A 23,650-nucleotide genomic window follows, 5' to 3' on the forward strand; every position below is an offset into this window, starting at 1 on the left:
GGATTATGTATTCATCGAATCGAAGAAGTCGGAATTGTTCTTCGTCTGCTTCAGCTTGTCGATCAGGAATTCGATCGCATCGGTCGTGCCCATTGGCGCAAGGATGCGGCGGAGCACAAAGATCTTCTGCAGATCCTGGCGTGGGACGAGAAGGTCTTCCTTGCGCGTGCCGGACTTGAGGATGTCCATCGCCGGGAAGATGCGCTTGTCGGCGACCTTGCGATCAAGGACGATTTCCGAGTTGCCGGTGCCCTTAAATTCTTCGAAGATCACTTCATCCATACGGCTGCCGGTATCGATCAGCGCCGTGGCGATGATCGTCAAGGAACCGCCTTCCTCGATATTGCGCGCCGCACCGAAGAAGCGCTTCGGACGCTGCAACGCATTGGCGTCGACACCGCCGGTCAGGACCTTGCCTGAGGAGGGAACCACGGTGTTGTAGGCACGGCCGAGGCGCGTGATCGAATCGAGCAGGATGACGACGTCGCGCCCATGTTCGACAAGACGCTTTGCCTTTTCAATGACCATTTCCGCCACCTGGACGTGACGTACGGCCGGTTCGTCGAAGGTCGAGGAGATGACCTCGCCGCGAACGGAACGCTGCATGTCGGTCACTTCCTCAGGACGCTCATCGATCAGAAGAACGATGAGATAGCACTCCGGATGGTTCGCGGTAATCGAATGCGCGATATTCTGCAGCAGCACGGTCTTACCGGTGCGGGGCGGCGCGACGATCAGTCCACGCTGGCCCTTGCCGAGCGGCGCCACCAGGTCGATCACGCGCGGCGACAGATCCTTGGTGGTGGGAATATCGAGTTCCATCTTGAAACGCTCGTTCGGATAGAGCGGCGTCAGATTGTCGAAATGAACCTTATGACGAATCTTTTCCGGATCGTCGAAATTGATAGTGTTGACCTTGAGCAGCGCAAAATAGCGCTCGCCTTCCTTCGGCCCGCGGATGGGGCCTTCGACCGTATCACCTGTTTTCAGCGAGAAACGGCGGATCTGCGAGGGGGAGATATAAATATCATCTGGGCCTGGCAGATAGTTGGCATTTGCGGAACGCAGGAAACCGAAACCATCCTGGAGCACTTCGACGACACCTTCGCCGATGATTTCGACATCCTGGCTGGCGAGCATCTTGAGGATAGCAAACATCAATTCCTGTTTGCGCATCGTGCTGGCATTCTCAACCTCGAGCGATTCGGCGAAAGCCAGAAGATCCGTCGGGGATTTGCTCTTAAGTTCCTGAAGCTTCATTTCAGCCATGAAGTGACCAATACTCTTTTCAATTTCGAAGGGGAAAGGCGATGTTGGGTCGTATTCGGTACTGCGAAAGGGCTCGCAGACGACTGAACTCTACACACATGCCACGTAGATGAGATGCGCGGAAAATAGCGACTCGCAATCGCTGCCGCAAGAGGGCTGCTTAAAATGAAGCAAATTTAACCTGAGTATGGATTTTGCCTCAGAATGGCTTCACCACGACGAGGATCACGATCAGGATCATCAGCAATGTCGGTGCCTCGTTCATGAACCGCCAATAGCGCGCAGAGCGGCGGTTTTCATCCCGCTCGAAGGCTCTGACGGCACGGCTGAAGAACATATGAACGCCCGTCAGCAGCACAACGAGACCGATCTTGGCGTGCAGCCAGCCGCCTTGGAATCCATAGACCGACCAAGCGAGATAGAGGCCAAAAATCCACGTCAGCATCATCGCCGGCGTCATGATGATTCGAAGCAGCCGGCGTTCCATCACCTTGAAGGTTTCCGATTGCACCGAACCCGGTTCGGCATCGGTGTGATAGATGAACAGCCGCGGCATATAGAACAATCCAGCCATCCAGGAAATGACCGCGATGATGTGCAGTGCCTTGATCCAGAGATAGAGATTATCGGGGTTCCAGGCGAAAAGCCCGACCGCCATCAGCGCGAAGAAGACCAGCGCAAAATGGGCTCGGCGCCGGGCGTAAGCGCCAGGTCTCCGATCGGTCTGCTTCTCCATCGTCACGCCCCGCCTCGCATCCGCCCGCCACGCACACGATCGACCAGCAGACGCACATGCTCGGGGTCGGCCTGCGGCGTGATGCCGTGACCGAGATTGAAGATCAGCGGCCCATTGCCGAGATGCTGCAGAATATCGTCGATGCCCTCTTCAAGCGCCCGACCGCCGGCAACGACGCGCATAGGATCGAGGTTGCCCTGCACCGGCCCGTCCTTTTGAAGTTCGGCGGCAAAGGCCAGCGGGACAGACCAGTCGAGACCGATCGCATCCGCACCAGTCTTCTGGCGATAGGTTTTCAGCTGGTAGCCGGCGCCCTTGGCGAAAGCGATGATGCGCGCGTGTGGCCGCTGCGATTTGACCGAAGCGATCATCCGCGCAACCGGCCTGATCGCGAACGCCTCGAATTCCCTCTCACCGAGAACGCCGGCCCAGGAATCGAAAATCTGCACGGCATCGGCGCCGGCATCAATCTGGGCCACGAGATAATCGGCCGATACGTCAGCAAGCAGCATCAGCAGATGCTCGAAGGCGCGAGCATGCCGATACGCGAAAAGGCGGGCAGGCGCCTGATCCGGCGTGCCATGTCCGGCGATCATATAGGTCGCGACCGTCCAAGGCGCGCCGCAGAAGCCGAGCAGCGTCGTCTCGGCTGGCAGCCCCTCACGCAGCCGCCGCACCGTCTCCAGCACCGGCCTGAGATAATCGACAACCTCTTCGCCATTCAATCTGCTGATCCCGGCTTCATCGATTGGATCCATCTCAGGACCATGGCCTTCGGTGAACCGGACGTTCCGCTTCATTGCATCGGGAATGACCAGGATATCGGAAAACAGGATGGCTGCATCGAAGCCATAGCGGCGGATCGGCTGCAATGTCACTTCGACGGCGTGATCGGGCGTATAGCAAAGATCGAGAAAACTCCCTGCCTTTGCCCGTGTCTCCCGATACTCCGGCAGATAGCGCCCCGCCTGCCTCATCAGCCAGAGAGGAGGAGGGGAGAGGCTTTCGCCATCCAGAACCCTCATGATCTTTCGGCGCGTCTCGCTCAAGCGCTTCTTCCCTATAAAAAATCAAAGATATTTTAAAAGGTTTCTATTTCTTAGAGTCGGTGTCTATCAAGGATTAAAATCCATCCACCGCCGATGCCATTTGTCGCGCGCCTGCAAAAAACATCGGAAGGATTTCGCCGTTGTTTCCGATGTTCGGGGAAAAGCTGAATCTGAAAATGATTCCAAGTCCTTCCGGATCGGTGATTTTTCTTGTGCCTGTGGATAGGCTGTGGACCAGTTTTCCAGAAATCGATCTCTTCCCCATCGTCCACAGGGTCGGCTGAAACCGATCCGCAAAATTCGAAATGTGGATAAAGAGGCATGTTTTCCCTTGCCGGAGGCTGCCTCGGCACCGTAGCTCTGTTTCATCCAGTCTTTTCAACAGGCAGCGGAAAATAGCGTGGAGAACAGAACGAACTTCTTTCATCTGCATCTGATTTCTGACTCAACGGGAGAGACTCTGATCTCCGCCGGCCGCGCCGCGTCGGCGCAGTTCAGATCCGCTCAGCCGATCGAACATGTCTATCCGCTGATCCGCAATCGCAAGCAGCTGCTGCCGGTTCTCCAAGCGATCGATGACGCCCCCGGCATCGTGCTCTACACCATTGTCGACCGGGAGCTCGCGAGCCTGATCGATGAGCGCTGCGTCGAGATGGGCGTGGCCTCGGTGAATGTGCTGGAGCCGGTGATGAATGCATTCCAGATCTATCTCGGCGCCCCGTCGCGCCGCCGGGTCGGAGCGCAGCATGTGATGAATGCTGGCTACTTCGCGCGCATCGAAGCGCTGAATTTCACCATGGATCACGACGACGGCCAGATGCCGGACGATTATAACGATGCCGATGTCGTCATCATCGGCATCAGCCGTACGTCGAAAACACCGACCAGCATCTACCTCGCCAACCGCGGCATCAAGACGGCGAACATTCCGATCGTCTATGGCGTGCCATTGCCGGAAAGCCTCTTCGTCGCGACGAAACCGCTCATCGTCTGCCTGATCGCCACCACCGACCGTATTTCCCAGGTGCGGGAAAATCGGGTGCTCGGAGTGACGCAGGGTTTCGATCGCGAACATTATACCGACCGCGCCGCGATTTCGGAGGAGCTGAAATATGCCCGCTCGCTCTGTGCCCGTCACAACTGGCCGCTGATCGACGTCACCCGCCGCTCGATCGAGGAAACAGCTGCGGCAATCGTTGCCCTGCGCCCGAAGCTGCGCTAAGCGCTGACGAAAAGCCGGCACTGTGAGGAACCCATGACGCCGAAACTCATCCTTGCATCGTCGAGTCCCTTTCGCCGGATGCTGATGGTAAATGCCGGTCTGTCCTTCGAGGCGCATGCCGCAAGGATCGATGAACGGGCGGTCGAAGCGCCGCTGGAAAAAGCCGGCGCCAAGCCGGATGCCGTTGCCCTCGTCCTGGCCAAGGCCAAGGCCGAGGAAGTGAGCAGCCGCTTTCCGGATAGCCTGGTCATCGGGTCGGATCAAACCATGTCGCTCGGCGACCGCGTTTTCCACAAGCCGACTGATATGGCCGACGCGGCTCGTCATCTTCAAGCCCTTTCCGGAGTGACCCACCGATTGAACAGTGCCGTCGCGATCGTCCGCGATGGTGTGCTCTTGTGGGAATATCTCGCGCATGCCGAACTGACGATGCGGCCGCTGACAGCGGAGTTCATCGCCAGACATCTGGCGCGGGTTGGCGAACGGGCGCTTTCCAGCGTCGGCGCCTATCAGTTGGAGGGGGAGGGCATCCAGCTCTTCGAAAAGATCGAGGGGGATTATTTCACCATTCTCGGCCTGCCGATGCTGGCGCTTCTAAAAAAATTGCGAGAACTCGGAGCGATCGATGGCTGATTCACGTGAAACATTCGGGCCGAAAGCGTTTGTCACGGGCTTTCCCATCAAGCATTCGCGCTCGCCATTGATCCACGGATATTGGCTGAAGACGCTCGGCCTGCCAGGCAGCTACCGCGCTCACGAAGTCGCACCCGAGGCCTTTGCCGATTTCATTCGTGCGCTGAAGGACGGCAGTTCCGGCTTTGCCGGCGGCAATGTCACCATTCCCCACAAGGAACTGGCATTCCGGCTCGCCGACAAACCGGACGCCCTGTCGCACGAACTCGGCGCCGCGAACACGCTCTGGCTGGAGGATGGCGTCCTGCATGCGACGAATACCGACGGTCGCGGTTTCATCGCCAATCTCGACGAACGCCATCCCGGCTGGGACCGGCATGGCACGGCCGTCGTCTTTGGCGCCGGCGGCGCCAGCCGGGCGATCATCCAGGCGATTCGCGATCGCGGTTTCAGGGAGATCCACGTCGTCAACCGGACCGTCGATCGCGCGCGTGAACTCGCGGATCGTTTTGGCCCGAGAGTTCAGGCCCACCCGGTGGGTGCGCTTGCCGACGTCATGAAGGGTGCCGGCCTCTTCATCAATACCACCTCGCTCGGCATGGACGGCGAGGCTGCGCCCCAGCTCGATTTTTCACCTCTTGCAGCCGATGCCGTGGTCACCGACATCGTCTATGTGCCCTTGAAGACGCCGATCCTGGCACAGGCAGAAGAGCAAGGATTTCCTATTGTGGATGGTCTCGGCATGCTGTTGCATCAGGCCGTGCCCGGATTCGAGAGATGGTTCGGACAGCGTCCCGTTGTCGACGCTGCACTGCGTGCGCTCATCATTGCAGATATGGAATCACACTGATGCTGAAGATCGGTCTCACCGGCTCCATCGGAATGGGAAAATCGACGGCATCAAAGCTCTTTGCCGATGCCGGAATCCCGGTGAACGATTCTGATGCCGTGGTCCACGATCTCTATGCCGGCGAGGCTGCGCCCCTGGTGGATGCCGCCTTTCCCGGCACGATGAAGGATGGAGCAGTCGATCGGCATGAACTTGGCCGCCAGCTCGCTCTTGATCCCGACGGCTTTAAACGCCTGGAAGCGATCGTCCATCCGCTGGTTCGCAAACGCGAGATGGAATTTCTGGCGCAACAAGGTGCCGCTGGCGCCGACATGGTACTGCTCGATATTCCGCTGCTCTTCGAAACCGGCGCTGAGGAAAGAGTCGACGTCATCGTCGTCGTCAGCACTGATCCACAGATTCAGCGTCAAAGGGTGCTTGCGCGTCCCGACATGACCGAGGAAAAATTAAGCATGATTCTCTCCCGCCAGACACCGGACGCGGAAAAACGGCGGCGGGCCGATTATCTGATCGACACCAGTCACAGTATCGCGGAGACGAGGGAACGGGTGCTCGAGATCGTCGCCGACCTGAAAACGCGGATTGCCAAGGGAGATTTCCGGAATGCGTGAGATCATCTTCGATACGGAAACCACCGGTCTCGACAATCGCGCCGACCGCATCATCGAAATCGGCGGCATCGAGCTCTTCAACCATTTCCCCACAGGCAACACGATCCATATCTTCATCAATCCCGGAGATCAGAAGGTTCATCCGGATGCGCTCGCCGTACACGGCATCACCGATGAATTCCTGAAGGACAAGAAGCCTTTTGCGGACGTCGCCGAAGAAATCCTTACCTTTTTCGGCGATGCGAAGTGGATTGCCCACAACGCCACCTTCGATATGGGCTTCATCAACGCGGAGTTCGCGCGGATCGGCTTGCCGCCGATCCTGCCGGAAAGGGTGCTCGATACCTTGTCGATGGCCCGACGCAAACATCCGATGGGGCCGAATTCGCTCGATGCGCTTTGCCGGCGTTACGGCATCGACAATTCGCACCGGACCAAACACGGCGCGCTGCTCGACTCCGAACTGCTTGCCGAAGTCTATATCGAGATGATCGGCGGCCGACAGGCAGCCTTCGGTCTGAGCACGGTCAGCAAATCCAACCAGGCAGCTCGCGGTGACATGGCTGGGGATGACGATGAAGTGATTGCCGCAGTGCTCGAGCGGCCCCGCCCGCTTGGTAGCCGCCTCAGCCAAACCGAGGAGCAGGCGCATGAGGCGCTCGTCGCTAAGCTCGGGGAAAAAAGTATCTGGGCGAAATACGCCAACCTCGATTGAACCAGCCACAATTGAAAATGCCCGGGACCAGCCCGGGCATCCGTATTTCAGTGAAGAAAGATCCGCTCAGTTTGGAACGGCTTGAACCTTGGCGCGGGCCTGTTCTTCGGCGACGCGCTGGGCGAACATCTGCGTAAAGTCGATCGGGTCGATCATCAGCGGCGGGAAACCGCCGTTGCGGGTGACGTCGGCGATGATCTGACGGGCGAAGGGGAAGAGCATGCGCGGGCACTCGATAAAGAGAACCGGCAGCATGTGCTCCTGCGGGAAACCGGCCACGCGGAAGACGCCGCCATAGGCGAGTTCGGTATGGAAGACCGTCTTGTCGCCATCCTTGGCTTCGGCGTTCAGCGACAGCACGACATCGAAATCCGTATCGGAAAGCGGGTTGGCGTTGACGTTCACATTGATGTTGATCGTCGGCGCCTTGTCGCGGGCCTGCAGCGAACGCGGCGCACCCGGATTTTCGAAGGAGAGATCCTTGGTATATTGCGCAAGGATCGAAAGGGTGGGGTTGGCCGCACCGTTGTTGTTGTTATCGTCTGCCATTGGCTTTTCCTCGAGGGGCATGGGAATGGTGCCGCCATCTAACATTTCAGGGAAAGGCTTACAACCCTGAGCGCTTGGCGCGGTTGATCAGCCGCAGTGCCTCAATCGCCGAGATGCTTGCCGGACCACGGCGAGTTGCGATCCGGCTCTCTATGATAGTCCTCCTCGTCGAGATCGACCACCTTTGAGTTTGGCTTGCGGTCGCGAAAATCGGGTTGTGGCTCGGAGGAAAAACCGCCCTTGGCGTTGACGACGACGAAGCGTTTGGCAATCGCCCGCCAGACCAGATCGCGCACCGGCGGAATGAGAATGAGGATGGCAATGATATCCGTGAGGAAGCCGGGAATGATCAGCAGCAGCGAGGCGATGACGTTCATCGCCGGCCGCAGCAAATCTCGGCCAGGCATCACCCCGTTTCGTCCTTCGCTCGACATGCGGCGCAAAATACCGATGCCTTGCCGGCGCAGCAGAACCACGCCGAGAACGAAACCCAGCATGACGAGCGCGAGCGTCAGCCACAATCCGATCGCCCGGCCGACGACGACGAAACCGGCAATTTCGGCGAACGGGAGCAGCAGAATGAAAGCTGGCAGGATCGAAAAACGCATGTCTGTCATGTCCCGGACGTGCCGGTCTCCTCTTGGCGCCGGCGAAGATGCCAGCCATCATTTGAATCATCTGTATAGGCGGACTATATGGGAGTACAAATCAGAGATGTTAACGGCGGCTGCGATACGATATGAGTTCGAACGACTTCATCACATTATTTTTCCTGGTGGCGGCTGTGCTGATTTTCTTTCAGCTTCGCTCCGTGCTCGGGCGCCGCACAGGAAATGAGAAGCCGCCGCGCGATCTCTATACGCCGCGGGATGCGGCTCCGGCCGATGCCGCCGATGCCGGCAAAGTCGTAACGCTGCCGCGGCGCGATGCGACGACCGAGGATGAGGATCGCTTCGCCGCCATCGATGCTTTTGCGGCGCCTGGAACGCCGCTCAACGAATCGCTGCGTGCGCTGAACAAGGCCGATCCCGCTTTCAGCCCGAAGGAGTTTCTGAACGGCGCCCGCATGGCTTACGAGATGATCGTCATGGCCTATGCCGATGGCGACCGGAAAACACTCAAGAACTTGCTGTCCCGTGAAGTCTATGACGGTTTCGATGCGGCAATCGGCGAACGCGAAGCCCGCGGTGAGAAGGTGAAGTCCACCTTCGTCGGCATCGACAAGGCCGAAATCACCCATGCGGAGACGAAGGGCAGCGAAGCGCAGATCACCGTGCGCATCATCAGCCAGCTCATTTCGGCCACCTACGACAAGGCGGATGTGCTGATCGAAGGCGACGCCGAAAACGTCGCCGAGGTCAACGACCTCTGGACCTTTGCCCGCGACACCCGCTCGCGCGACCCGAACTGGAAACTCGTGGCGACCGAATCGGAACATGAGTGACCACGCAGCGGACTTCGTCCTGCAGGCCATAAGCTTCGACACTCTGGAAGGCTGGAAGGATGATGATCCTTCCGGCCTTTTTGAAGTCATGCGACGCTGCCGGCGGCAAATCAGCGATGTCAAACCGTACCGCACCGGATCGCTTGGCCTGAGTTCGGAAGACCTGCTCCCGCTTCTGGTCGCCGCCGAAGATGTCAGTCCGTCATCTCCGGCATCGGCGCGCGCCTTTTTCGAGACGCACTGTCGACCCTTTCTGATCCGCCGCAAGGACGGCAATTCCGGCTTCGTCACCGCCTTCTACGAGCCTGACATCGAGGTGTCGGAGCGGCCGGACGAAATATTCCGTTTCCCTTTCTACAGGCGCCCGGATGATCTGATCGATCTCGACGACGCCAATCGCCCCGCCGAGCTCGACAGCGCCTATGCTTTCGGCCGTCTGCATGACGGCCGCATCGGTGCCTATCCGGACCGCCGCGCCATCGATCAGGGTTTTCTCGAAGGCCGAGGCCTCGAAATCGCCTGGGCGAAGTCGAAGGTCGATGTCTTCTTCGTGCATGTGCAGGGCGCTGCCCGCCTGCGTTATCGGGATGGCCATATCGGCCGCATCACCTATGCCGCGAAGGCCGGCCATGCTTTTTCGGCGATCGGCAAGTTGCTGATCGAGAGGGGCGAGATCGATCGGGCGGAGATTTCGATGCAGGCGATCCGCGCCTGGCTGGCGCGCAATCCCGAGCGCGTCGACGAGGTGCTGTGGCATAACCACTCTTATATTTTCTTCCGGGAAGCGCCCTCGCAGGCTTTCAGCCTGCGAACCGCCGATCCTGGGGCCGGTCCGATCGCCGCCGCCAAGGTGCCGCTTCTCGCCGGGCGCTCGCTTGCGGTCGACCGGATGATCCATACGTTCGGTTTTCCCTTTTTCATTCGCGCCGAAAGCCTCACCCATCTCGATCACGGTCGACCGTTCCGCCGGCTGATGCTGGCGCTCGACACCGGCTCGGCGATCGTCGGGCCGGCGCGCGGTGACATCTTCACCGGCTCGGGGGATATGGCTGGGGAAAGTGCCGGCACGGTCCGCAACGATGCCGATTTTGCCATCCTCATCCCCAATGCCGCCGCCGGAAGATTCGACTGATGGCCAGGGATCGCAAGCTCAGCGCAGATGAGAGGATCCTCTGGGGCAAGGTCGCCCGCAGCACGCGGCCGATGCCCGGCAAGGCGGGCGCGCTGACCGAACTCGACGCCTTTCTTGCCGAAGCCGAAGCGGCGGCCGAACGGGAACAGGAAAAACAGACACCCGCCGCGCCCATGCCGCTGCAGCCGACGCTACCATCGGCGGCGAAACCGTCGGCGGGGGTGCATCATCCGCTGGAAAAGCCGGTCAAACGCAAGATCGCCAAGGGCCGGCTGGCGCTCGAAGCGCGGATCGACCTGCATGGGCTGGTGCAGAGCGAGGCCCATTCCATCCTTCTCGACTTCCTGATCCGGGCGCATGAGCGCGGCATGCGCCATGTGCTTGTCATCACCGGCAAGGGCAGCTCGATGGGCAGCGAAGGCGCGCTGAAGCGGGCCGTGCCGCTCTGGTTCTCCAAGCCCGAATTCCGCTACCTGATCTCGTCATATGAACCTGCCGCGCAGCATCATGGCGGCGAGGGCGCGCTCTATATTCGCCTGTCGCGGCGGCATGGGGAAAGACCATGACACCCTTCGGAGAGGCGGTTCGCCGGCTGAGAGCGCGCAAGGGCGTCTCGCAGAAGGAGATGGCGCAAGCGCTGAACGTCTCTCCCGCCTATCTCTCGGCGCTCGAACATGGAAAGCGTGGCCTGCCGACATTCGACCTGCTGCAGCGCATCGCCGGCTATTTCAACATCATCTGGGATGAGGCCGAGGAACTGTTCCTGCTCGCCCGCTCATCCGACCCGCGTGTCGTCATCGACACGTCAGGCCTGCCTCCCGAATATACCGAATTTGCCAACCGGCTGGCGCGGCGGATTCGCAGCCTTGACAGTGCGGAGATAGGCCGGCTATCGGCTCTTCTCGAAAATGGCGGCAAAGGCGACGGAAAAGCGTCATAATCCCCTGTTTTATGCCCTGTTTTAGGGGCGTGCCATGGGAACTGGGTTCAAAAAACCTATATACAAGAGGGAAGAAAGCCGGTGATTCGCAAGGCGCGCCGCAGCTTTACGACAACAGGGAAAATCTCAACAGAATGAGCGATACATCCGCGACGGAAAACGGCGTAAGCACCGAATATGGCGCAGATTCCATCAAGGTTCTGAAGGGCCTCGATGCCGTGCGCAAGCGCCCCGGCATGTATATCGGCGATACCGACGATGGCTCCGGCCTTCATCACATGGTCTATGAAGTCGTCGACAACGCAATCGACGAAGCGCTTGCCGGTCATGCCGACATCGTCACCGTCACGCTCAATCCGGATGGCTCGGTGACGGTCACCGATAACGGCCGCGGCATCCCGACGGATATCCATACCGGCGAAGGCGTCTCGGCCGCCGAAGTCATCATGACGCAGCTCCATGCCGGCGGTAAGTTCGACCAGAATTCCTACAAGGTCTCCGGCGGCCTGCACGGCGTCGGCGTCTCCGTCGTCAATGCGCTTTCCGTCTGGCTGAAACTGAAGATCCGCCGCCAGGGCAAGATCCATGAAATGAGCTTCAGCCATGGCGTGGCCGATGCGCCGCTGAAGGTCACGGGCGAAGCACCGAATGAGACCGGCACCGAAGTGAGCTTCATGCCGAGCACCGACACCTTCACGATGACGGAGTTCGATTACGGCACGCTAGAGCATCGCCTTCGCGAACTCGCCTTCCTGAACTCAGGCGTGCGCATCCTGCTGACCGACAAGCGCCATTCCGATATCAAGCAGGAAGAACTGCGTTACGATGGCGGCCTCGAGGCCTTCGTCGCCTATCTCGACCGTGCCAAGAAGTCGCTCGTCGACAAGCCGGTTGCCATCCGCGGCGAAAAGGACGGCATCACCGTCGAAGTGGCGATGTGGTGGAACGACAGCTATCACGAGAACGTGCTCTGCTTCACCAACAACATTCCCCAGCGCGATGGCGGCACGCATATGGCCGGTTTCCGCGCCGCGCTGACGCGCCAGGTGGTTTCCTATGCCGACAGTTCCGGCATCACCAAAAAGGAAAAGGTAACGCTGCAGGGCGAAGACTGCCGCGAAGGCCTGACGGCGGTTCTGTCGGTCAAGGTGCCCGATCCGAAATTCTCCTCGCAGACCAAGGATAAGCTCGTTTCCTCGGAAGTCCGTCCTGTTGTCGAAAGTCTGGTCAACGAGGCGCTGAGCACCTGGTTCGAAGAACATCCAAGCGAAGCCAAGATCCTCGTTGGCAAGGTCGTCGAGGCCGCCGCCGCCCGCGAAGCGGCCCGCAAGGCGCGCGAGTTGACCCGCCGCAAGGGCGCACTCGATATCGCTTCGCTGCCGGGCAAGCTCGCCGACTGCTCCGAGCGCGATCCGACAAAATCCGAAGTCTTCCTCGTCGAGGGCGATTCTGCCGGCGGTTCGGCCAAGCAGGGCCGTTCGCGCGAAAACCAGGCAATCCTGCCGCTGCGCGGCAAGATCCTGAATGTTGAACGTGCTCGTTTCGACAAGATGCTGTCGAGCCAGGAAATCGGCACGTTGATCACAGCACTTGGCACCGGCATCGGCAAGGACGAGTTCAATGTCGAAAAGCTGCGCTACCACAAGATCATCATCATGACGGATGCCGATGTCGACGGCGCCCATATCCGCACCCTGCTGCTGACCTTCTTCTTCCGCCAGATGCCGGAACTGATCGAACGCGGCCATCTCTACATCGCCCAGCCACCGCTCTATAAGGTCGCGCGCGGCAAATCGGTGCAGTATCTGAAGGATGAGAAGGCGCTCGAAGAATATTTGATCGGCCAGGGTCTGGAAGATGCCGCACTGCGGCTCGGCAGCGGCGAGGTCCGCACCGGTCAAGACCTGCGCGAGGTCATCCTGGATGCGCTGCGCATGCGCGCTTTGCTCGACAATCTCCACTCGCGCTACAATCGTTCCGTCGTCGAACAGGCTGCCATCGCCGGCGCGCTCAACGCCGACCTCGTCAGCGACCAGGCAAGGGCGCTGGCGCTGGCAAACGAAGTGGCAGGCCGCCTCGATATCATTGCCGAGGAAACCGAGCGCGGCTGGCAGGGCGATCTGACCAGCGATGGCGGCCTGCGCCTCGAACGCATGGTCCGCGGCGTCAAGGAAATCGTCGTGCTCGACATGGCGTTGATCGGCTCTTCGGATGCCCGTCACATCGACCAGCTGACCGCACGTCTCAAGGAAATCTATCAGACGCCGCCGTCGTTGCATCGGCGCGAAGGCGATGTCGAGATCTCAGGCCCGCGTGCCTTGCTCGACGCGGTCTTCGCCAGCGGCCGCAAGGGCCTGACCATGCAGCGCTACAAGGGCCTCGGCGAGATGAATGCCGAGCAGCTCTGGGAAACGACTCTCGATCCGAATGTCCGCTCGTTGCTGCAGGTCAAGGTCAACGACGCCACCGATGCCGACGGCCTCTTCGCCCGTCTGATGGGCGACGAAGTCGAGCCGCGGCGCGAATTCATCCAGGACAATGCGCTGAGCGTCGCTAACCTCGATATCTGATTGATATTTCAGGAATTAGAAGCCCCGCTATCCCTGGATGGCGGGGCTTTCGTTTATCCGGATATCTGCTTGGTCCCTGGCTTCGCCTCAGTTCGCAGCGAAGCGGCCGTTGAAGGCGACGTCGGAGAGCGGCTTGCGCTGGCTGGGGAATTCGCGCGCCTGATTGCGTTCGGAAAGAACGCTCTTGTCGGCGAGCTTGCCGACGGCGACGCCTGCCTCGACCCGGTACCCCTCGGGAATGGCGAAAGCCTGCCTGATCTCCTCGTGTTTGATGCCGCCCATGCCATGGGCGTAGAAACCGGAGAGCCGCGCCTGGATCGCCAGATGCCCCCAGGCCGCACCGGCATCGAAGGAATGGGTGTAGCTCGGCTTCTCCTCGCCGGAGCCGGCAACGCCGGTGAAGGCGCGCGACACGACGAAGATCAAGGCCGACGCATTCCTCGCCCATTCCTGGTTGGCGTCGACGAGCAATGCGACGAATTTCTCCCAATGCTCCGAACCTTTGAGCGCATAGATGAAGCGCCAGGGCTGATGGTTGGCTGAGGACGGAGCCCAATGGGCGGCTTCGAGCAGGCTGAGCAGCTGCGCTTCCTCGATGATTTCGCCGGTGAAGGCGCGGGGCGACCAGCGATCGAGAAACATCGGATCGATCGGATATTCGGATTCGCGGTGATTGCTCTTCGTCATGCTTGTTCCAGGGTTCGGGGCAGAAAATTTGGATCGGGGGCCGGGCTCAGTTGGTCCAGACGATGTCGAGCTCCTCGCGGAAGGCGAAGCGCTTCAGGTGATCGTCGATGACATCATGCATTCTTTGCTGTTGCGCGGGATCGGCGACGGAAAGTGTCATGGTCAGCGCCGCATCGTCGGCAGAAAACGTCACCTCGGCCGTATCGCTGAACGGCACCCGGCCCTTCACGGGATCGAAATCGACGCTGAACTTGTGGCTCCAGTGTTTGCAAAGCTGCTGCAGGTAGCGGCTCGCATGTTCGGTCCGCACGACGGCCTTGGAGAGATGCATGTCGAACTCCACTTCATCTTGTATCGCGGAGTCATATTTCCTGCGTCCTCGGCTTGGCAAGCGCAGCATCGTCGCAGTTTGGGTGTACAGACTGTCTCCAGAAAAGCGCCCTCACGCCGGCGTCGAAGCAGGATAATGAACGGTCTCGTCAATCGATTGGAGAGTTGCGCATGCTGGTGAACGGAAAATGGACGGAAGACTGGCACCCCGTCCAGGCCAAGGACGAGAAGGGCGGTTTCATCAGGCAGACCTCGAGTTTCCGCAATTGGGTGACCCCGGATGGCACCGCCGGGCCGACGGGCGAAGGCGGCTTTGAAGCCAGCGCCGGCCGTTATCATCTCTATGTCGCCTATATCTGCCCCTGGGCCTCGCGCACCTTGATCGGCCGCAAACTCAAGGGCCTGGAAGACGTCATCCCCGTTTCCGTCGTCGAACCGCTGCTGAGCAAGCAGGGCTGGCGTTTCGGTGATTATCCCGGTGCGACGCAGGATCACGTCAATGGCGTAACCTATATGCATGAAATCTATACCAGGGCAGCACCCGATTTCACCGGCCGGGCCACCGTGCCGGTTCTCTGGGACAAGCGGAAAAAGACCATCGTCAACAATGAATCCGCCGATATCCTGCGCATGCTGAACGGCGGCTTCGGCAACTTGGCAAAAAATCCGATCGATCTTTACCCGGCGGAGAGGCGCGCCGAGATCGATGCTTTCAACGATCGCATCTATCCGACCCTCAACAACGGCGTCTACCGCGCCGGCTTCGCCACCACCCAGATCGCCTACGAAGAAGCCTTCGCCGATGTCTTTTCCTGCCTCGACTGGGTCGATCCGCAATTCGAAGGCCGGCCTTTTCTTTTCGCTGAGCATCCGACGGAAAGCGATATTCGGCTTTTCGTGACGCTGGTGCGCTTCGACGTCGCCTATCACGGCATCTTCAAATGCAATCTGCGCCGTCTTTCCGACTATCCGAACCTGCGCGCCTTCTGCCGTCGCATGCTGGATTGGCCGGGCATCGCAGAAACGGTGAATCTCGATCACATCAAGCGCGGCTACTATTCGGTCGAAAGCCTCAATCCGACGAAAATCGTCCCTGCCGGCCCCGATCTGGCCGAAATTTTTTGAAGCATGATGTCGAAAGGATGGAGGCAGTTTTCGGCAAAAATCATCCGAATTGCAGAAAAGCCGTACCGCTTGCCGGCAAAGCCGTAATGACACCGATGAATAATTCGTTCATAGGTGGTTGCAAATCCGTTTTCGATGAGGAGGAATTTCCATGAAGCTGATGCGTGTTGGCGAAGCAGGCAGTGAAAAACCCGCGCTTCTCGATGCCGATGGCAAGATCCGCGATCTCTCCGGTCATGTCGCCGATATCGGCGGCGAGGCGATCACGCCGGCAGGCCTTGCGAAGATTGGGGCGATCGATCCCAGGAGCCTTCCGGAGCTTTCCCCCGGCCGCATCGGCGCCTGCGTCGCCGGCACTGGCAAGTTCATCTGCATCGGCTTGAATTATTCGGATCACGCTGCCGAAACCGGTGCGACCGTGCCGCCCGAGCCGATCATCTTCATGAAAGCAACATCGGCGATCGTCGGGCCGAACGACGATGTCATCATCCCCCGCGGTTCGGAAAAGACCGATTGGGAAGTCGAACTCGGCGTCGTCATCGGCAAGACTGCCAAATATGTAACGGAAGCCGAAGCGCTGGATTATGTCGCCGGCTATTGCGTCTCCAATGACGTTTCCGAGCGCGCTTTCCAGACCGAGCGGTCCGGTCAATGGACCAAGGGCAAATCCTGCGACACCTTTGGCCCGATCGGCCCCTGGCTCGTCACCAAGGATGAAATTCCGCAACCGCAGAACCTCGGCATGTGGCTGACGGTCAACGGCCAGAAGATGCAGAACGGCTCGTCGAAGACGATGGTTTACGGCGTTGCTTTTCTCGTCTCCTACCTCAGCCAGTTCATGTCGCTGCATCCCGGTGACGTGATCTCGACCGGCACGCCTCCGGGCGTCGGTATGGGCCTCAAGCCGCCGCGTTATCTCAAGGCCGGCGACGTGGTCGAACTCGGCATCGAAGGTCTCGGCACGCAGAAGCAGACCTTCGTAGCGGATCGTTAACGACGCTTCCTGCTGAGAAACTTAAGTTTTCAGGCTGATGATGATGCCGGAGATCAATTCTGCGGCATTTCTTGTGTGGGTCTGGCTCGTCCATGTTGCTGTGCAACAAAAAACTGTTAGTCTGCGTTACGTGCCCGCATGGCGAAAAGACTCGATGCCTTTCAATCGGCGTCATCTTTTCGATAGAGAAAGGTGGCGCCTTCCATGTTTTATCAGCTTTATGAATTGAACCATGCCGCCATGGCGCCGTTTCGCGCCGCGGCCGATATCATGCGGTTTGCTTATGCCAATCCGCTGAACCCGTTCGCCCACACGCCGTTCGGCCGGACGATGGCGGCAAGCCTCGAAATGTTCGAACGCACGACGCGGCGCTACGGCAAACCGGAATTCGGACTGAAGCAGACCACGGTCGGTGATCAGACAGTCTCCGTCCGCGAAGAGATCATCTGGTCGCGACCTTTCTGCAATCTCCTGCATTTCGCCCGCAATGTTCCGCCGGCCCGCAGCAATGACCCGCGCATCCTGATCGTCGCGCCGATGTCCGGCCACTATGCCACGCTGCTACGCGGCACGGTCGAAGCGCTGCTGCCGAGTGCGGATGTCTACATCACCGACTGGATCGACGCCCGCATGGTGCCGATGACGGAAGGCACGTTCGATTTCGACGATTACGTCGATTATGTCATCGAGATGCTGCATTTCCTCGGCCATGACACGCATGTCATCGCCGTCTGTCAGCCTTCCGTCCCTGTGCTGGCAGCCGCTGCCGTGATGGAGGAAGCCAATGATCCGCTGTCGCCCTCGTCCATGACGCTGATGGGCGGCCCGATCGACACGCGCATCAACCCGACGGCGGTCAACAAGCTCGCGCAGGAGCGGTCGCTGCAGTGGTTCTCCGACAATGTCATCATGAACGTGCCCTGGCCGCAGCCGGGTTTCATGCGCCCGGTCTATCCAGGATTCCTGCAGCTTTCGGGCTTCATGTCGATGAACCTCGATCGCCATCTCGTCGCGCACAAGGAATTCTTCATGCATCTCGTGAAGAACGACGGCGAACCGGAAAAACATCGCGATTTCTACGACGAATATCTCGCCGTCATGGATCTGACCGCCGAATTCTATCTGCAGACGGTGGAGGAGGTCTTCATCAAGCATTCACTGCCGAAGGGTGAGTTGATGCATCGCGGCAAACGCGTCGATCCGGCGGCAATTCGCAAGGTGGCGCTTCTGACCGTCGAAGGTGAGAATGACGATATCTCGGGGGTCGGCCAGACAAAGGCGGCGCAGACCATCTGCGTGAACATTCCCGAAGATATGCGCATGCATTATCTCCAGCCGGATGTCGGCCATTATGGCGTTTTCAACGGTTCGCGTTTCCGCCGCGAGATTGCGCCGCGCATCATCAATTTCGTCCGCCAGCATTCCCGTTCGGCCGTTAAGCCTCCGATCCCGCGTGTCATCAAGGGCGGTCGGACGGGCTGATTCAGCGATAGCTGAATTAGCAAAACGGATTCAAGGCCTTGTCCGATTTCGCGGGCAATCGTCTTGAAGGCACCTATTGCGGTAACCACATCGATTTCAGCGTTCGGTATCCTGCCGGGCGCGGAAAGCGAGGATACCCGCACGATGAACCAGTCAGCATTGCTTCGACCGGATTGGACTCCGGCTACCATTGCCCTGATGATTCTCGGCTTCATGGTTTTCTGGCCTCTGGGTCTCGCCATGCTTGCCTACATCATCTTCGGCGACCGTCTGCGCGGCTTCAAGCGTGACGTCAACCAGGCGACCGATGGCTTCTTTGCCTCCTGCCGCCGCCCGCATGAACGGCACCGCCCGCACTTCTCGACCGGCAACGTCGCCTTCGACGACTGGCGCAAGGCCGAGATTGACCGGATCGAGGAAGAACGCCGCAAGCTCGACGAAATGCGCGAGGAATTTGACGCTTACATGCGTGAACTCCGCCGCGCCAAGGATCAGGAAGAGTTCGACCGCTTCATGCGCGACCGCAAGAACGCCAAGCGCGATGACAACGGCCCGGTCGCTGAATATCAGACGCCGTGAACGCCTGAACCATCAATTGATGACCGGCATCTTCCGATGCCGGTTTTTCCATGTCTGCCTGCCTGTCAAATCGTTTAGATTCCGCGGCGAATCGGATAGAAAACAGCCATGTTTCCGCTTCTGAAGACAAGGCCGAAAGCGCGAAAGCCGGTTGCGCCCGAAACGCGGACGCTCGACGTCGCCGGCCGGCTGATGCCGTTGACCATCAAGCAGCATGACCGGGCGACGCGCATCACGCTACGTATCGAACCGGGTGGCCGGGCCTTGAAGATGACGGTGCCGAGGGGCCTCGCGACGCGTGAGGTCAATGCCTTCCTCGATCGCCACCAGGGCTGGTTGCTCACCAAGCTTGCCAAGTTTTCGACCGATACCGGCCTGCGCGACGGCGGCCAAATTCTGTTTCGCGGCGTTTCCCATCACATCCAGCATACCGGCGGCTTGCGCGGGCTGACGGAGGCGGTTTTGATAGACGGCAGGCCGGTGCTGCGCGTCAGCGGCATGCCGGAACATGTCGGACGGCGCATCGCGGCCTTTCTCAAGAAGGAAGCGCGCGCCGATCTCGCCAGACTGGCCACCATGCATGCCGGAGCGATCCGGGCGCCGATCCGCTCGATCTCGATGAAGGATACCCGCAGCCGCTGGGGCTCGTGCTCGTCGGAGGGAAATCTGAGCTTTTCCTGGCGCATCGTCATGGCGCCGCCCGCAGTGATCGATTATCTCGCCGCCCATGAGGTCGCCCATCTCAAGGAAATGAATCATGGGCCGCGGTTCTGGGCGCTTTGCAAGAAGCTTTGCCCAGGTATGGAGGAAGCGAAATCCTGGCTGAAGCGGCATGGTAGCCAGTTGCACGCCATCGATTTCGATTAGCCCAAAGCCGCGCTAAATACAGCTTTCCATGCAAATTGGCTCGACTCTTGCCGCATTTCGTGTCACTTCGCTGCCATGAAACCGGATATCAAGATCTGTGGCTTGAAGACGCCCGACGCTGTCGATCGCGCACTGAAACGCGGCGCGACCCATATCGGTTTTATCTTCTTCGAAAAAAGCCCGCGCTATATCGAGCCGGACCTGGCGGCAAAACTTGCCGAACCTGCACGTGGCAAGGCGAAAATCGTCGCCGTCGTCGTTGATCCCACCAATGACGAACTGGATGAGATCGTATCGCTGTTGAAGCCGGACATGCTGCAGCTCCACGGCAACGAGAGCCCCGAACATGTGCTGACCATAAAGGCGGTCTATGGTCTGCCTGTGATGAAGGCACTTCCGGTGCGCACGGCCGACGATCTGAAGCGCGTCGAGGCCTATATTGGCATCGCCGATCGTTTCCTCTTCGATGCCAAGCCGCCGAAGGGTTCCGAATTGCCGGGCGGCAATGGTGTTTCCTTTGATTGGAGCCTTCTCGCTTGGCTTGACGGCAGTGTCGACTACATGCTTTCCGGCGGGCTGAACAAGGACAACGTCGCGGATGCGCTATTCATCACCAAAGCACCGGGCATTGACGCTTCCTCAGGCGTCGAAACTGCGCCTGGCGTGAAGAGCGTCGCGAAGATCGATGAATTTTTTGACGCGGTCGAGAAGGCGAATGCGCCTGTCATGGCCTCAGGGAGTTGAGAGTGAACGAGACGCCTAAACCGAATTCCTTCCGTTCCGGCCCCGACGAAGACGGCCGTTTTGGTATTTATGGCGGTCGTTTCGTTGCCGAAACGTTGATGCCTTTGATCCTCGATCTGCAGGACGAGTGGAACAAGGCGAAGAATGATCCGGCATTCCAGGCCGAATTGAAGCATCTCGGCGCACATTATATCGGTCGCCCGAGCCCGCTCTATTTCGCCGAGCGGCTGACGGCCGAACTCGGCGGCGCAAAGATCTATTTCAAGCGCGAGGAGCTGAACCACACCGGCTCGCACAAGATCAACAACTGCATCGGCCAGATCCTGCTTGCCAAGCGCATGGGCAAGACCCGTATCATCGCCGAAACCGGTGCCGGCCAGCATGGCGTCGCCTCTGCGACCGTTGCCGCCCGCTTTGGCCTTCCCTGCGTCGTCTACATGGGCGCCACCGACGTCGAGCGTCAGGCGCCGAACGTATTCCGCATGAAGCTGCTCGGCGCGGAAGTCAAACCGGTGACGGCAGGCAGCGGGACGCTGAAGGACGCCATGAACGAGGCGCTCCGCGACTGGGTCACCAATGTCGAGGATACTTATTACCTGATCGGAACGGCAGCCGGTCCGCATCCCTATCCGGAGATGGTCCGCGATTTCCAGTCGGTGATCGGCACTGAAGCGAAAGAGCAGATCCTGGCGGCCGAAGGCCGTCTTCCGGATCTGGTCGTCGCTGCCGTCGGCGGCGGTTCGAATGCGATCGGCATCTTCCATCCCTTCCTCGACGATCCCTCCGTTAAGATCGTCGGCGTCGAAGCCGGCGGCAAGGGCCTGCAGGGCGACGAACATTGCGCGTCGATCACCGCCGGTTCACCGGGCGTGCTGCACGGCAACCGCACCTATCTGCTGCAGGATGGCGACGGCCAGATCAAGGAAGGCCACTCGATTTCGGCCGGGCTCGATTATCCCGGCATCGGCCCCGAACATTCCTGGCTGAACGACACCGGCCGCGTCGACTATGTGCCGATCATGGATCACGAAGCGCTCGAGGCTTTCCAGACGCTGACCCGCCTCGAAGGCATCATCCCGGCGCTCGAGCCCTCGCATGCGATTGCCGAGGTCATCAAGCGCGCACCGACGATGGGCAAGGACGAGATCATCCTGATGAACCTCTCCGGCCGTGGCGACAAGGACATCTTCACCGTCGGCAAGATTCTGGGAATGGGACTGTAAGACATGACCGCACGCATGGATAAACGCTTTGCCGAGCTGAAGGCCGAGGGCCGTCCGGCGCTTGTCACCTATTTCATGGGCGGCGATCCCGATTATGACACCTCGCTTGGCATCATGAAGGCGCTGCCGGAGGCCGGCTCCGACATCATCGAGCTCGGCATGCCCTTTTCCGATCCGATGGCTGACGGCCCGGCGATCCAGCTGGCCGGCCAGCGCGCCCTGAAAGGCGGCCAGACGCTGAAGAAGACGCTGCAGTTGGCGGCCGATTTCCGCAAAACCAACGATGCGACGCCGATCGTGATGATGGGTTACTACAACCCGATCTATATTTACGGCGTCGAGAAATTCCTCGACGACGCGCTCGCCGCCGGCATCGATGGCCTGATCGTCGTCGACCTGCCGCCCGAGATGGATGACGAGCTCTGCATTCCGGCGATCCGCAAGGGCATCAATTTCATTCGCCTGGCGACGCCGACGACGGATGAGAAGCGCCTGCCGAAGGTGCTGAAGAATACCTCCGGCTTCGTCTATTACGTCTCGATGAACGGCATCACCGGTTCGGCGCTGCCCGATCCGTCGCTGGTTTCGGGCGCTGTCGAGCGCATCAAGCAGCACACCAAGCTGCCCGTCTGCGTCGGCTTCGGCGTCAAGACGGCGGAACATGCAAAGGTTATCGGCGGTTCGGCCGACGGCGTTGTTGTCGGCACCGCGATCGTCAATCAGGTCGCGACCAGCTTGACGAATGACGGAAAGGCAACGGCGGACACGGTTCAGGCCGTTGCCACGCTGGTGCGCGGCCTTTCCACGGGAACACGTTCGGCGCGCCTTGTTGCTGCCGAATAGTTTGCCCACATTGGCACTCAGGCATGTCGCGCAAAACTGTGCAGCGGTTTTCCGTCGGGAATTGCGTACAAAAGGATAGAGCGGTTCGCCGCTTCCGTTAAAAGCTGAACCGCTCTGGTCAATCAGGAGTATTCGAGTTGAACTGGATCACCAACTATGTTCGCCCGCGGATCAATTCCATGCTGGGCCGTCGCGAAGTGCCGGAGAATCTCTGGATCAAGTGCCCGGAAACGGGCGAGATGGTCTTCCACAAGGATCTGGAAGGCAACAAATGGGTCATTCCGGCGTCCGGTTATCACATGAAGATGCCGGCCAAGGCCCGTCTGATTGATCTTTTCGACAATGGTGAGTTCGAATCGCTGCCGCAGCCGAAGGTCGTGCAAGACCCGCTGAAGTTCCGCGATTCGAAGAAATACAGCGATCGCTTGCGCGATAGCCGCCTCAAGACCGAGCAGGAAGATACGATTCTCGCCGGTGTCGGGAAGGTGCGGGGATTGAAGCTCGTGGCTGTCGTGCACGAATTCAATTTTATCGGCGGTTCGCTCGGCATTGCCGCCGGCGAGGCGATCGTTAAGGCTTTCGAGCGTGCGACGGCTGAAAAATGCCCACTGGTTATGTTCCCCGCTTCCGGCGGCGCGCGCATGCAGGAAGGCATCCTGTCGCTGATGCAGCTGCCGCGCACGACGGTTGCCGTCGACATGCTCAAGGAATCCGGCCAGCCCTATATCGTTGTGCTGACCAATCCGACCACAGGCGGCGTTACCGCCTCCTATGCCATGCTTGGCGATATTCATCTGGCCGAACCCGGCGCTGAAATCGGCTTTGCCGGCAAGCGCGTGATCGAGCAGACCCTGCGTGAAAAACTACCCGAAGGCTTCCAGACCTCCGAATACCTGCTGGAGCATGGTATGGTCGATATGGTCGTCAAACGTCACGATATTCCGGAAACGCTGGCGCGTCTCCTGAAGATCCTGACGAAGAAGCCGGTTTCGGCGGCGAACAACATGAATAGCGGCGCAATCGCTCTGGCGGCGAGCGCCTGATAACCGATAAGCA

Annotated in this window: 27 protein-coding genes; 19 read left to right on the forward strand and 8 right to left on the reverse strand. The window is 59.6% G+C overall.

Annotated elements, in window-relative coordinates; translation table 11 throughout:
* Window positions 1–3: 3 nt before the first annotated feature.
* The 4 genes from rho to NE851_RS09740 form a co-directional block, all read right to left on the reverse strand.
* Window positions 4–1,269, reverse strand: coding sequence for a transcription termination factor Rho (rho, locus tag NE851_RS09725; protein ID WP_011654069.1), 1,266 nt, complete (start codon window positions 1,267–1,269; stop codon window positions 4–6).
* Between the two features lie 199 nt (window positions 1,270–1,468).
* A complete protein-coding gene (hemJ, locus tag NE851_RS09730) occupies window positions 1,469–2,005 on the reverse strand; it encodes a protoporphyrinogen oxidase HemJ (protein WP_047615896.1) in 537 nt (178 codons plus the stop codon).
* Window positions 2,006–2,007: 2 nt separating this feature from the next.
* Complete coding sequence (gene hemE, locus NE851_RS09735; RefSeq protein ID WP_063473883.1) at window positions 2,008–3,054, reverse strand: uroporphyrinogen decarboxylase; 1,047 nt, start codon at window positions 3,052–3,054, stop codon at window positions 2,008–2,010.
* Between the two features lie 73 nt (window positions 3,055–3,127).
* On the reverse strand, window positions 3,128–3,487 hold the full coding sequence (locus tag NE851_RS09740) for a hypothetical protein (RefSeq protein ID WP_254960081.1): 360 nt from the start codon (window positions 3,485–3,487) through the stop codon (window positions 3,128–3,130).
* Here NE851_RS09740 and NE851_RS09745 point away from each other — a divergent pair.
* The 5 genes from NE851_RS09745 to dnaQ are packed head-to-tail and all read left to right on the forward strand — an operon-like array spanning window position 3,455 to window position 7,085.
* Window positions 3,455–4,276: a pyruvate, water dikinase regulatory protein gene (locus tag NE851_RS09745; protein ID WP_047615900.1), complete on the forward strand. Its 822-nt coding sequence runs from the start codon at window positions 3,455–3,457 to the stop codon at window positions 4,274–4,276. The genes NE851_RS09740 and NE851_RS09745 overlap by 33 nt on opposite strands.
* A 33-nt stretch (window positions 4,277–4,309) precedes the next feature.
* Entirely contained in the window at window positions 4,310–4,909 is a 600-nt protein-coding gene (locus NE851_RS09750) for a Maf-like protein (protein ID WP_254960084.1), read from the forward strand.
* Complete coding sequence (locus NE851_RS09755) at window positions 4,902–5,759, forward strand: shikimate dehydrogenase (RefSeq protein ID WP_254960086.1); 858 nt, start codon at window positions 4,902–4,904, stop codon at window positions 5,757–5,759. Before NE851_RS09750 ends, NE851_RS09755 begins: the two co-directional genes overlap by 8 nt.
* Window positions 5,759–6,370, forward strand: a complete 612-nt coding sequence (coaE, locus tag NE851_RS09760; protein WP_254960088.1) for a dephospho-CoA kinase — start codon at window positions 5,759–5,761, stop codon at window positions 6,368–6,370. The genes NE851_RS09755 and coaE overlap by 1 nt, the downstream gene beginning before the upstream one ends.
* Complete coding sequence (gene dnaQ, locus NE851_RS09765; RefSeq protein WP_063473886.1) at window positions 6,363–7,085, forward strand: DNA polymerase III subunit epsilon; 723 nt, start codon at window positions 6,363–6,365, stop codon at window positions 7,083–7,085. The genes coaE and dnaQ overlap by 8 nt, the downstream gene beginning before the upstream one ends.
* Before the next feature lie 66 nt (window positions 7,086–7,151).
* Here dnaQ and secB read toward each other — a convergent pair whose 3' ends face one another.
* Both secB and NE851_RS09775 read right to left on the reverse strand, forming a co-directional pair.
* The gene (gene secB, locus NE851_RS09770) at window positions 7,152–7,634 is read right to left on the reverse strand and encodes a protein-export chaperone SecB (protein ID WP_047616084.1); all 483 of its coding nucleotides are present in this window, start codon (window positions 7,632–7,634) and stop codon (window positions 7,152–7,154) included.
* Window positions 7,635–7,735: 101 nt separating this feature from the next.
* Window positions 7,736–8,242, reverse strand: coding sequence for an FxsA family protein (locus NE851_RS09775; protein WP_048338427.1), 507 nt, complete (start codon window positions 8,240–8,242; stop codon window positions 7,736–7,738).
* 131 nt (window positions 8,243–8,373) lie between these two features.
* On the opposite strand from NE851_RS09775, the gene NE851_RS09780 reads away from it, so the two are divergent.
* The 5 genes from NE851_RS09780 to gyrB all read left to right on the forward strand — a co-directional run bounded on the left by NE851_RS09780 (window position 8,374) and on the right by gyrB (window position 13,720).
* Window positions 8,374–9,078, forward strand: coding sequence for a Tim44/TimA family putative adaptor protein (locus NE851_RS09780; protein ID WP_047615912.1), 705 nt, complete (start codon window positions 8,374–8,376; stop codon window positions 9,076–9,078).
* Window positions 9,071–10,210, forward strand: a complete 1,140-nt coding sequence (gene mltA, locus NE851_RS09785) for a murein transglycosylase A (RefSeq protein ID WP_063473887.1) — start codon at window positions 9,071–9,073, stop codon at window positions 10,208–10,210. The genes NE851_RS09780 and mltA overlap by 8 nt, the downstream gene beginning before the upstream one ends.
* Entirely contained in the window at window positions 10,210–10,776 is a 567-nt protein-coding gene (locus tag NE851_RS09790; protein WP_047615916.1) for a Smr/MutS family protein, read from the forward strand. Before mltA ends, NE851_RS09790 begins: the two co-directional genes overlap by 1 nt.
* Window positions 10,773–11,150, forward strand: a complete 378-nt coding sequence (locus NE851_RS09795; RefSeq protein WP_047615918.1) for a helix-turn-helix domain-containing protein — start codon at window positions 10,773–10,775, stop codon at window positions 11,148–11,150. Before NE851_RS09790 ends, NE851_RS09795 begins: the two co-directional genes overlap by 4 nt.
* Before the next feature lie 134 nt (window positions 11,151–11,284).
* Entirely contained in the window at window positions 11,285–13,720 is a 2,436-nt protein-coding gene (gene gyrB / locus NE851_RS09800; protein WP_047615921.1) for a DNA topoisomerase (ATP-hydrolyzing) subunit B, read from the forward strand.
* Window positions 13,721–13,807: 87 nt separating this feature from the next.
* Here gyrB and NE851_RS09805 read toward each other — a convergent pair whose 3' ends face one another.
* On the reverse strand, window positions 13,808–14,407 hold the full coding sequence (locus tag NE851_RS09805; RefSeq protein WP_047615924.1) for a nitroreductase family protein: 600 nt from the start codon (window positions 14,405–14,407) through the stop codon (window positions 13,808–13,810).
* A 46-nt stretch (window positions 14,408–14,453) separates the two neighbouring features.
* Window positions 14,454–14,738 (reverse strand): DUF2218 domain-containing protein, encoded by a 285-nt coding sequence (locus NE851_RS09810; RefSeq protein ID WP_047616089.1) that lies wholly within the window; start codon window positions 14,736–14,738, stop codon window positions 14,454–14,456.
* A gap of 170 nt (window positions 14,739–14,908) precedes the next feature.
* On the opposite strand from NE851_RS09810, the gene NE851_RS09815 reads away from it, so the two are divergent.
* From NE851_RS09815 to accD, 9 genes are all read left to right on the forward strand, one after another.
* Complete coding sequence (locus tag NE851_RS09815) at window positions 14,909–15,862, forward strand: glutathione S-transferase family protein (RefSeq protein WP_082849667.1); 954 nt, start codon at window positions 14,909–14,911, stop codon at window positions 15,860–15,862.
* A 151-nt stretch (window positions 15,863–16,013) separates the two neighbouring features.
* Window positions 16,014–16,856, forward strand: a complete 843-nt coding sequence (locus NE851_RS09820) for a fumarylacetoacetate hydrolase family protein (RefSeq protein ID WP_254960097.1) — start codon at window positions 16,014–16,016, stop codon at window positions 16,854–16,856.
* A 204-nt stretch (window positions 16,857–17,060) separates the two neighbouring features.
* Window positions 17,061–18,338: a polyhydroxyalkanoate depolymerase gene (locus NE851_RS09825; RefSeq protein WP_254960099.1), complete on the forward strand. Its 1,278-nt coding sequence runs from the start codon at window positions 17,061–17,063 to the stop codon at window positions 18,336–18,338.
* A 144-nt stretch (window positions 18,339–18,482) separates the two neighbouring features.
* Window positions 18,483–18,917, forward strand: a complete 435-nt coding sequence (locus tag NE851_RS09830) for a DUF2852 domain-containing protein (protein ID WP_254960101.1) — start codon at window positions 18,483–18,485, stop codon at window positions 18,915–18,917.
* A 108-nt stretch (window positions 18,918–19,025) separates the two neighbouring features.
* Window positions 19,026–19,784, forward strand: coding sequence for a M48 family metallopeptidase (locus tag NE851_RS09835; RefSeq protein ID WP_183905885.1), 759 nt, complete (start codon window positions 19,026–19,028; stop codon window positions 19,782–19,784).
* A gap of 75 nt (window positions 19,785–19,859) precedes the next feature.
* A complete protein-coding gene (locus NE851_RS09840) occupies window positions 19,860–20,528 on the forward strand; it encodes a phosphoribosylanthranilate isomerase (RefSeq protein ID WP_063473891.1) in 669 nt (222 codons plus the stop codon).
* Between the two features lie 2 nt (window positions 20,529–20,530).
* Window positions 20,531–21,751, forward strand: coding sequence for a tryptophan synthase subunit beta (gene trpB / locus NE851_RS09845; protein ID WP_047615941.1), 1,221 nt, complete (start codon window positions 20,531–20,533; stop codon window positions 21,749–21,751).
* 3 nt (window positions 21,752–21,754) lie between these two features.
* A complete protein-coding gene (trpA, locus tag NE851_RS09850; protein ID WP_047615944.1) occupies window positions 21,755–22,594 on the forward strand; it encodes a tryptophan synthase subunit alpha in 840 nt (279 codons plus the stop codon).
* Window positions 22,595–22,731: 137 nt separating this feature from the next.
* On the forward strand, window positions 22,732–23,637 hold the full coding sequence (gene accD, locus NE851_RS09855; protein ID WP_047615946.1) for an acetyl-CoA carboxylase, carboxyltransferase subunit beta: 906 nt from the start codon (window positions 22,732–22,734) through the stop codon (window positions 23,635–23,637).
* Window positions 23,638–23,650 lie beyond the last annotated feature (13 nt).

Origin of the sequence: Rhizobium anhuiense bv. trifolii (assembly GCF_024346605.1) — a bacterium.
Lineage (GTDB): Bacteria > Pseudomonadota > Alphaproteobacteria > Rhizobiales > Rhizobiaceae > Rhizobium > Rhizobium anhuiense.

What these genes read in the sequence shown, in the direction of transcription:
- NE851_RS09820 (WP_254960097.1), top strand. Translation starts at nt 16,014, where the DNA reads ATGAAGCTGATGCGTGTTGGCGAAGCAGGCAGTGAAAAACCCGCGCTT.
- dnaQ (WP_063473886.1), top strand. Translation starts at nt 6,363, where the DNA reads ATGCGTGAGATCATCTTCGATACGGAAACCACCGGTCTCGACAATCGC.
- NE851_RS09825 (WP_254960099.1), top strand. Translation starts at nt 17,061, where the DNA reads ATGTTTTATCAGCTTTATGAATTGAACCATGCCGCCATGGCGCCGTTT.
- hemJ (WP_047615896.1), bottom strand. Translation starts at nt 2,005, where the DNA reads ATGGAGAAGCAGACCGATCGGAGACCTGGCGCTTACGCCCGGCGCCGA.
- mltA (WP_063473887.1), top strand. Translation starts at nt 9,071, where the DNA reads ATGAGTGACCACGCAGCGGACTTCGTCCTGCAGGCCATAAGCTTCGAC.
- secB (WP_047616084.1), bottom strand. Translation starts at nt 7,634, where the DNA reads ATGGCAGACGATAACAACAACAACGGTGCGGCCAACCCCACCCTTTCG.
- NE851_RS09775 (WP_048338427.1), bottom strand. Translation starts at nt 8,242, where the DNA reads ATGCGTTTTTCGATCCTGCCAGCTTTCATTCTGCTGCTCCCGTTCGCC.
- NE851_RS09755 (WP_254960086.1), top strand. Translation starts at nt 4,902, where the DNA reads ATGGCTGATTCACGTGAAACATTCGGGCCGAAAGCGTTTGTCACGGGC.
- NE851_RS09740 (WP_254960081.1), bottom strand. Translation starts at nt 3,487, where the DNA reads ATGCAGATGAAAGAAGTTCGTTCTGTTCTCCACGCTATTTTCCGCTGC.
- coaE (WP_254960088.1), top strand. Translation starts at nt 5,759, where the DNA reads ATGCTGAAGATCGGTCTCACCGGCTCCATCGGAATGGGAAAATCGACG.
- rho (WP_011654069.1), bottom strand. Translation starts at nt 1,269, where the DNA reads ATGGCTGAAATGAAGCTTCAGGAACTTAAGAGCAAATCCCCGACGGAT.
- NE851_RS09795 (WP_047615918.1), top strand. Translation starts at nt 10,773, where the DNA reads ATGACACCCTTCGGAGAGGCGGTTCGCCGGCTGAGAGCGCGCAAGGGC.
- NE851_RS09790 (WP_047615916.1), top strand. Translation starts at nt 10,210, where the DNA reads ATGGCCAGGGATCGCAAGCTCAGCGCAGATGAGAGGATCCTCTGGGGC.
- NE851_RS09780 (WP_047615912.1), top strand. Translation starts at nt 8,374, where the DNA reads ATGAGTTCGAACGACTTCATCACATTATTTTTCCTGGTGGCGGCTGTG.
- gyrB (WP_047615921.1), top strand. Translation starts at nt 11,285, where the DNA reads ATGAGCGATACATCCGCGACGGAAAACGGCGTAAGCACCGAATATGGC.
- NE851_RS09750 (WP_254960084.1), top strand. Translation starts at nt 4,310, where the DNA reads ATGACGCCGAAACTCATCCTTGCATCGTCGAGTCCCTTTCGCCGGATG.
- NE851_RS09830 (WP_254960101.1), top strand. Translation starts at nt 18,483, where the DNA reads ATGAACCAGTCAGCATTGCTTCGACCGGATTGGACTCCGGCTACCATT.
- trpA (WP_047615944.1), top strand. Translation starts at nt 21,755, where the DNA reads ATGACCGCACGCATGGATAAACGCTTTGCCGAGCTGAAGGCCGAGGGC.
- NE851_RS09810 (WP_047616089.1), bottom strand. Translation starts at nt 14,738, where the DNA reads ATGCATCTCTCCAAGGCCGTCGTGCGGACCGAACATGCGAGCCGCTAC.
- NE851_RS09835 (WP_183905885.1), top strand. Translation starts at nt 19,026, where the DNA reads ATGTTTCCGCTTCTGAAGACAAGGCCGAAAGCGCGAAAGCCGGTTGCG.
- NE851_RS09805 (WP_047615924.1), bottom strand. Translation starts at nt 14,407, where the DNA reads ATGACGAAGAGCAATCACCGCGAATCCGAATATCCGATCGATCCGATG.
- NE851_RS09815 (WP_082849667.1), top strand. Translation starts at nt 14,909, where the DNA reads ATGCTGGTGAACGGAAAATGGACGGAAGACTGGCACCCCGTCCAGGCC.
- NE851_RS09840 (WP_063473891.1), top strand. Translation starts at nt 19,860, where the DNA reads ATGAAACCGGATATCAAGATCTGTGGCTTGAAGACGCCCGACGCTGTC.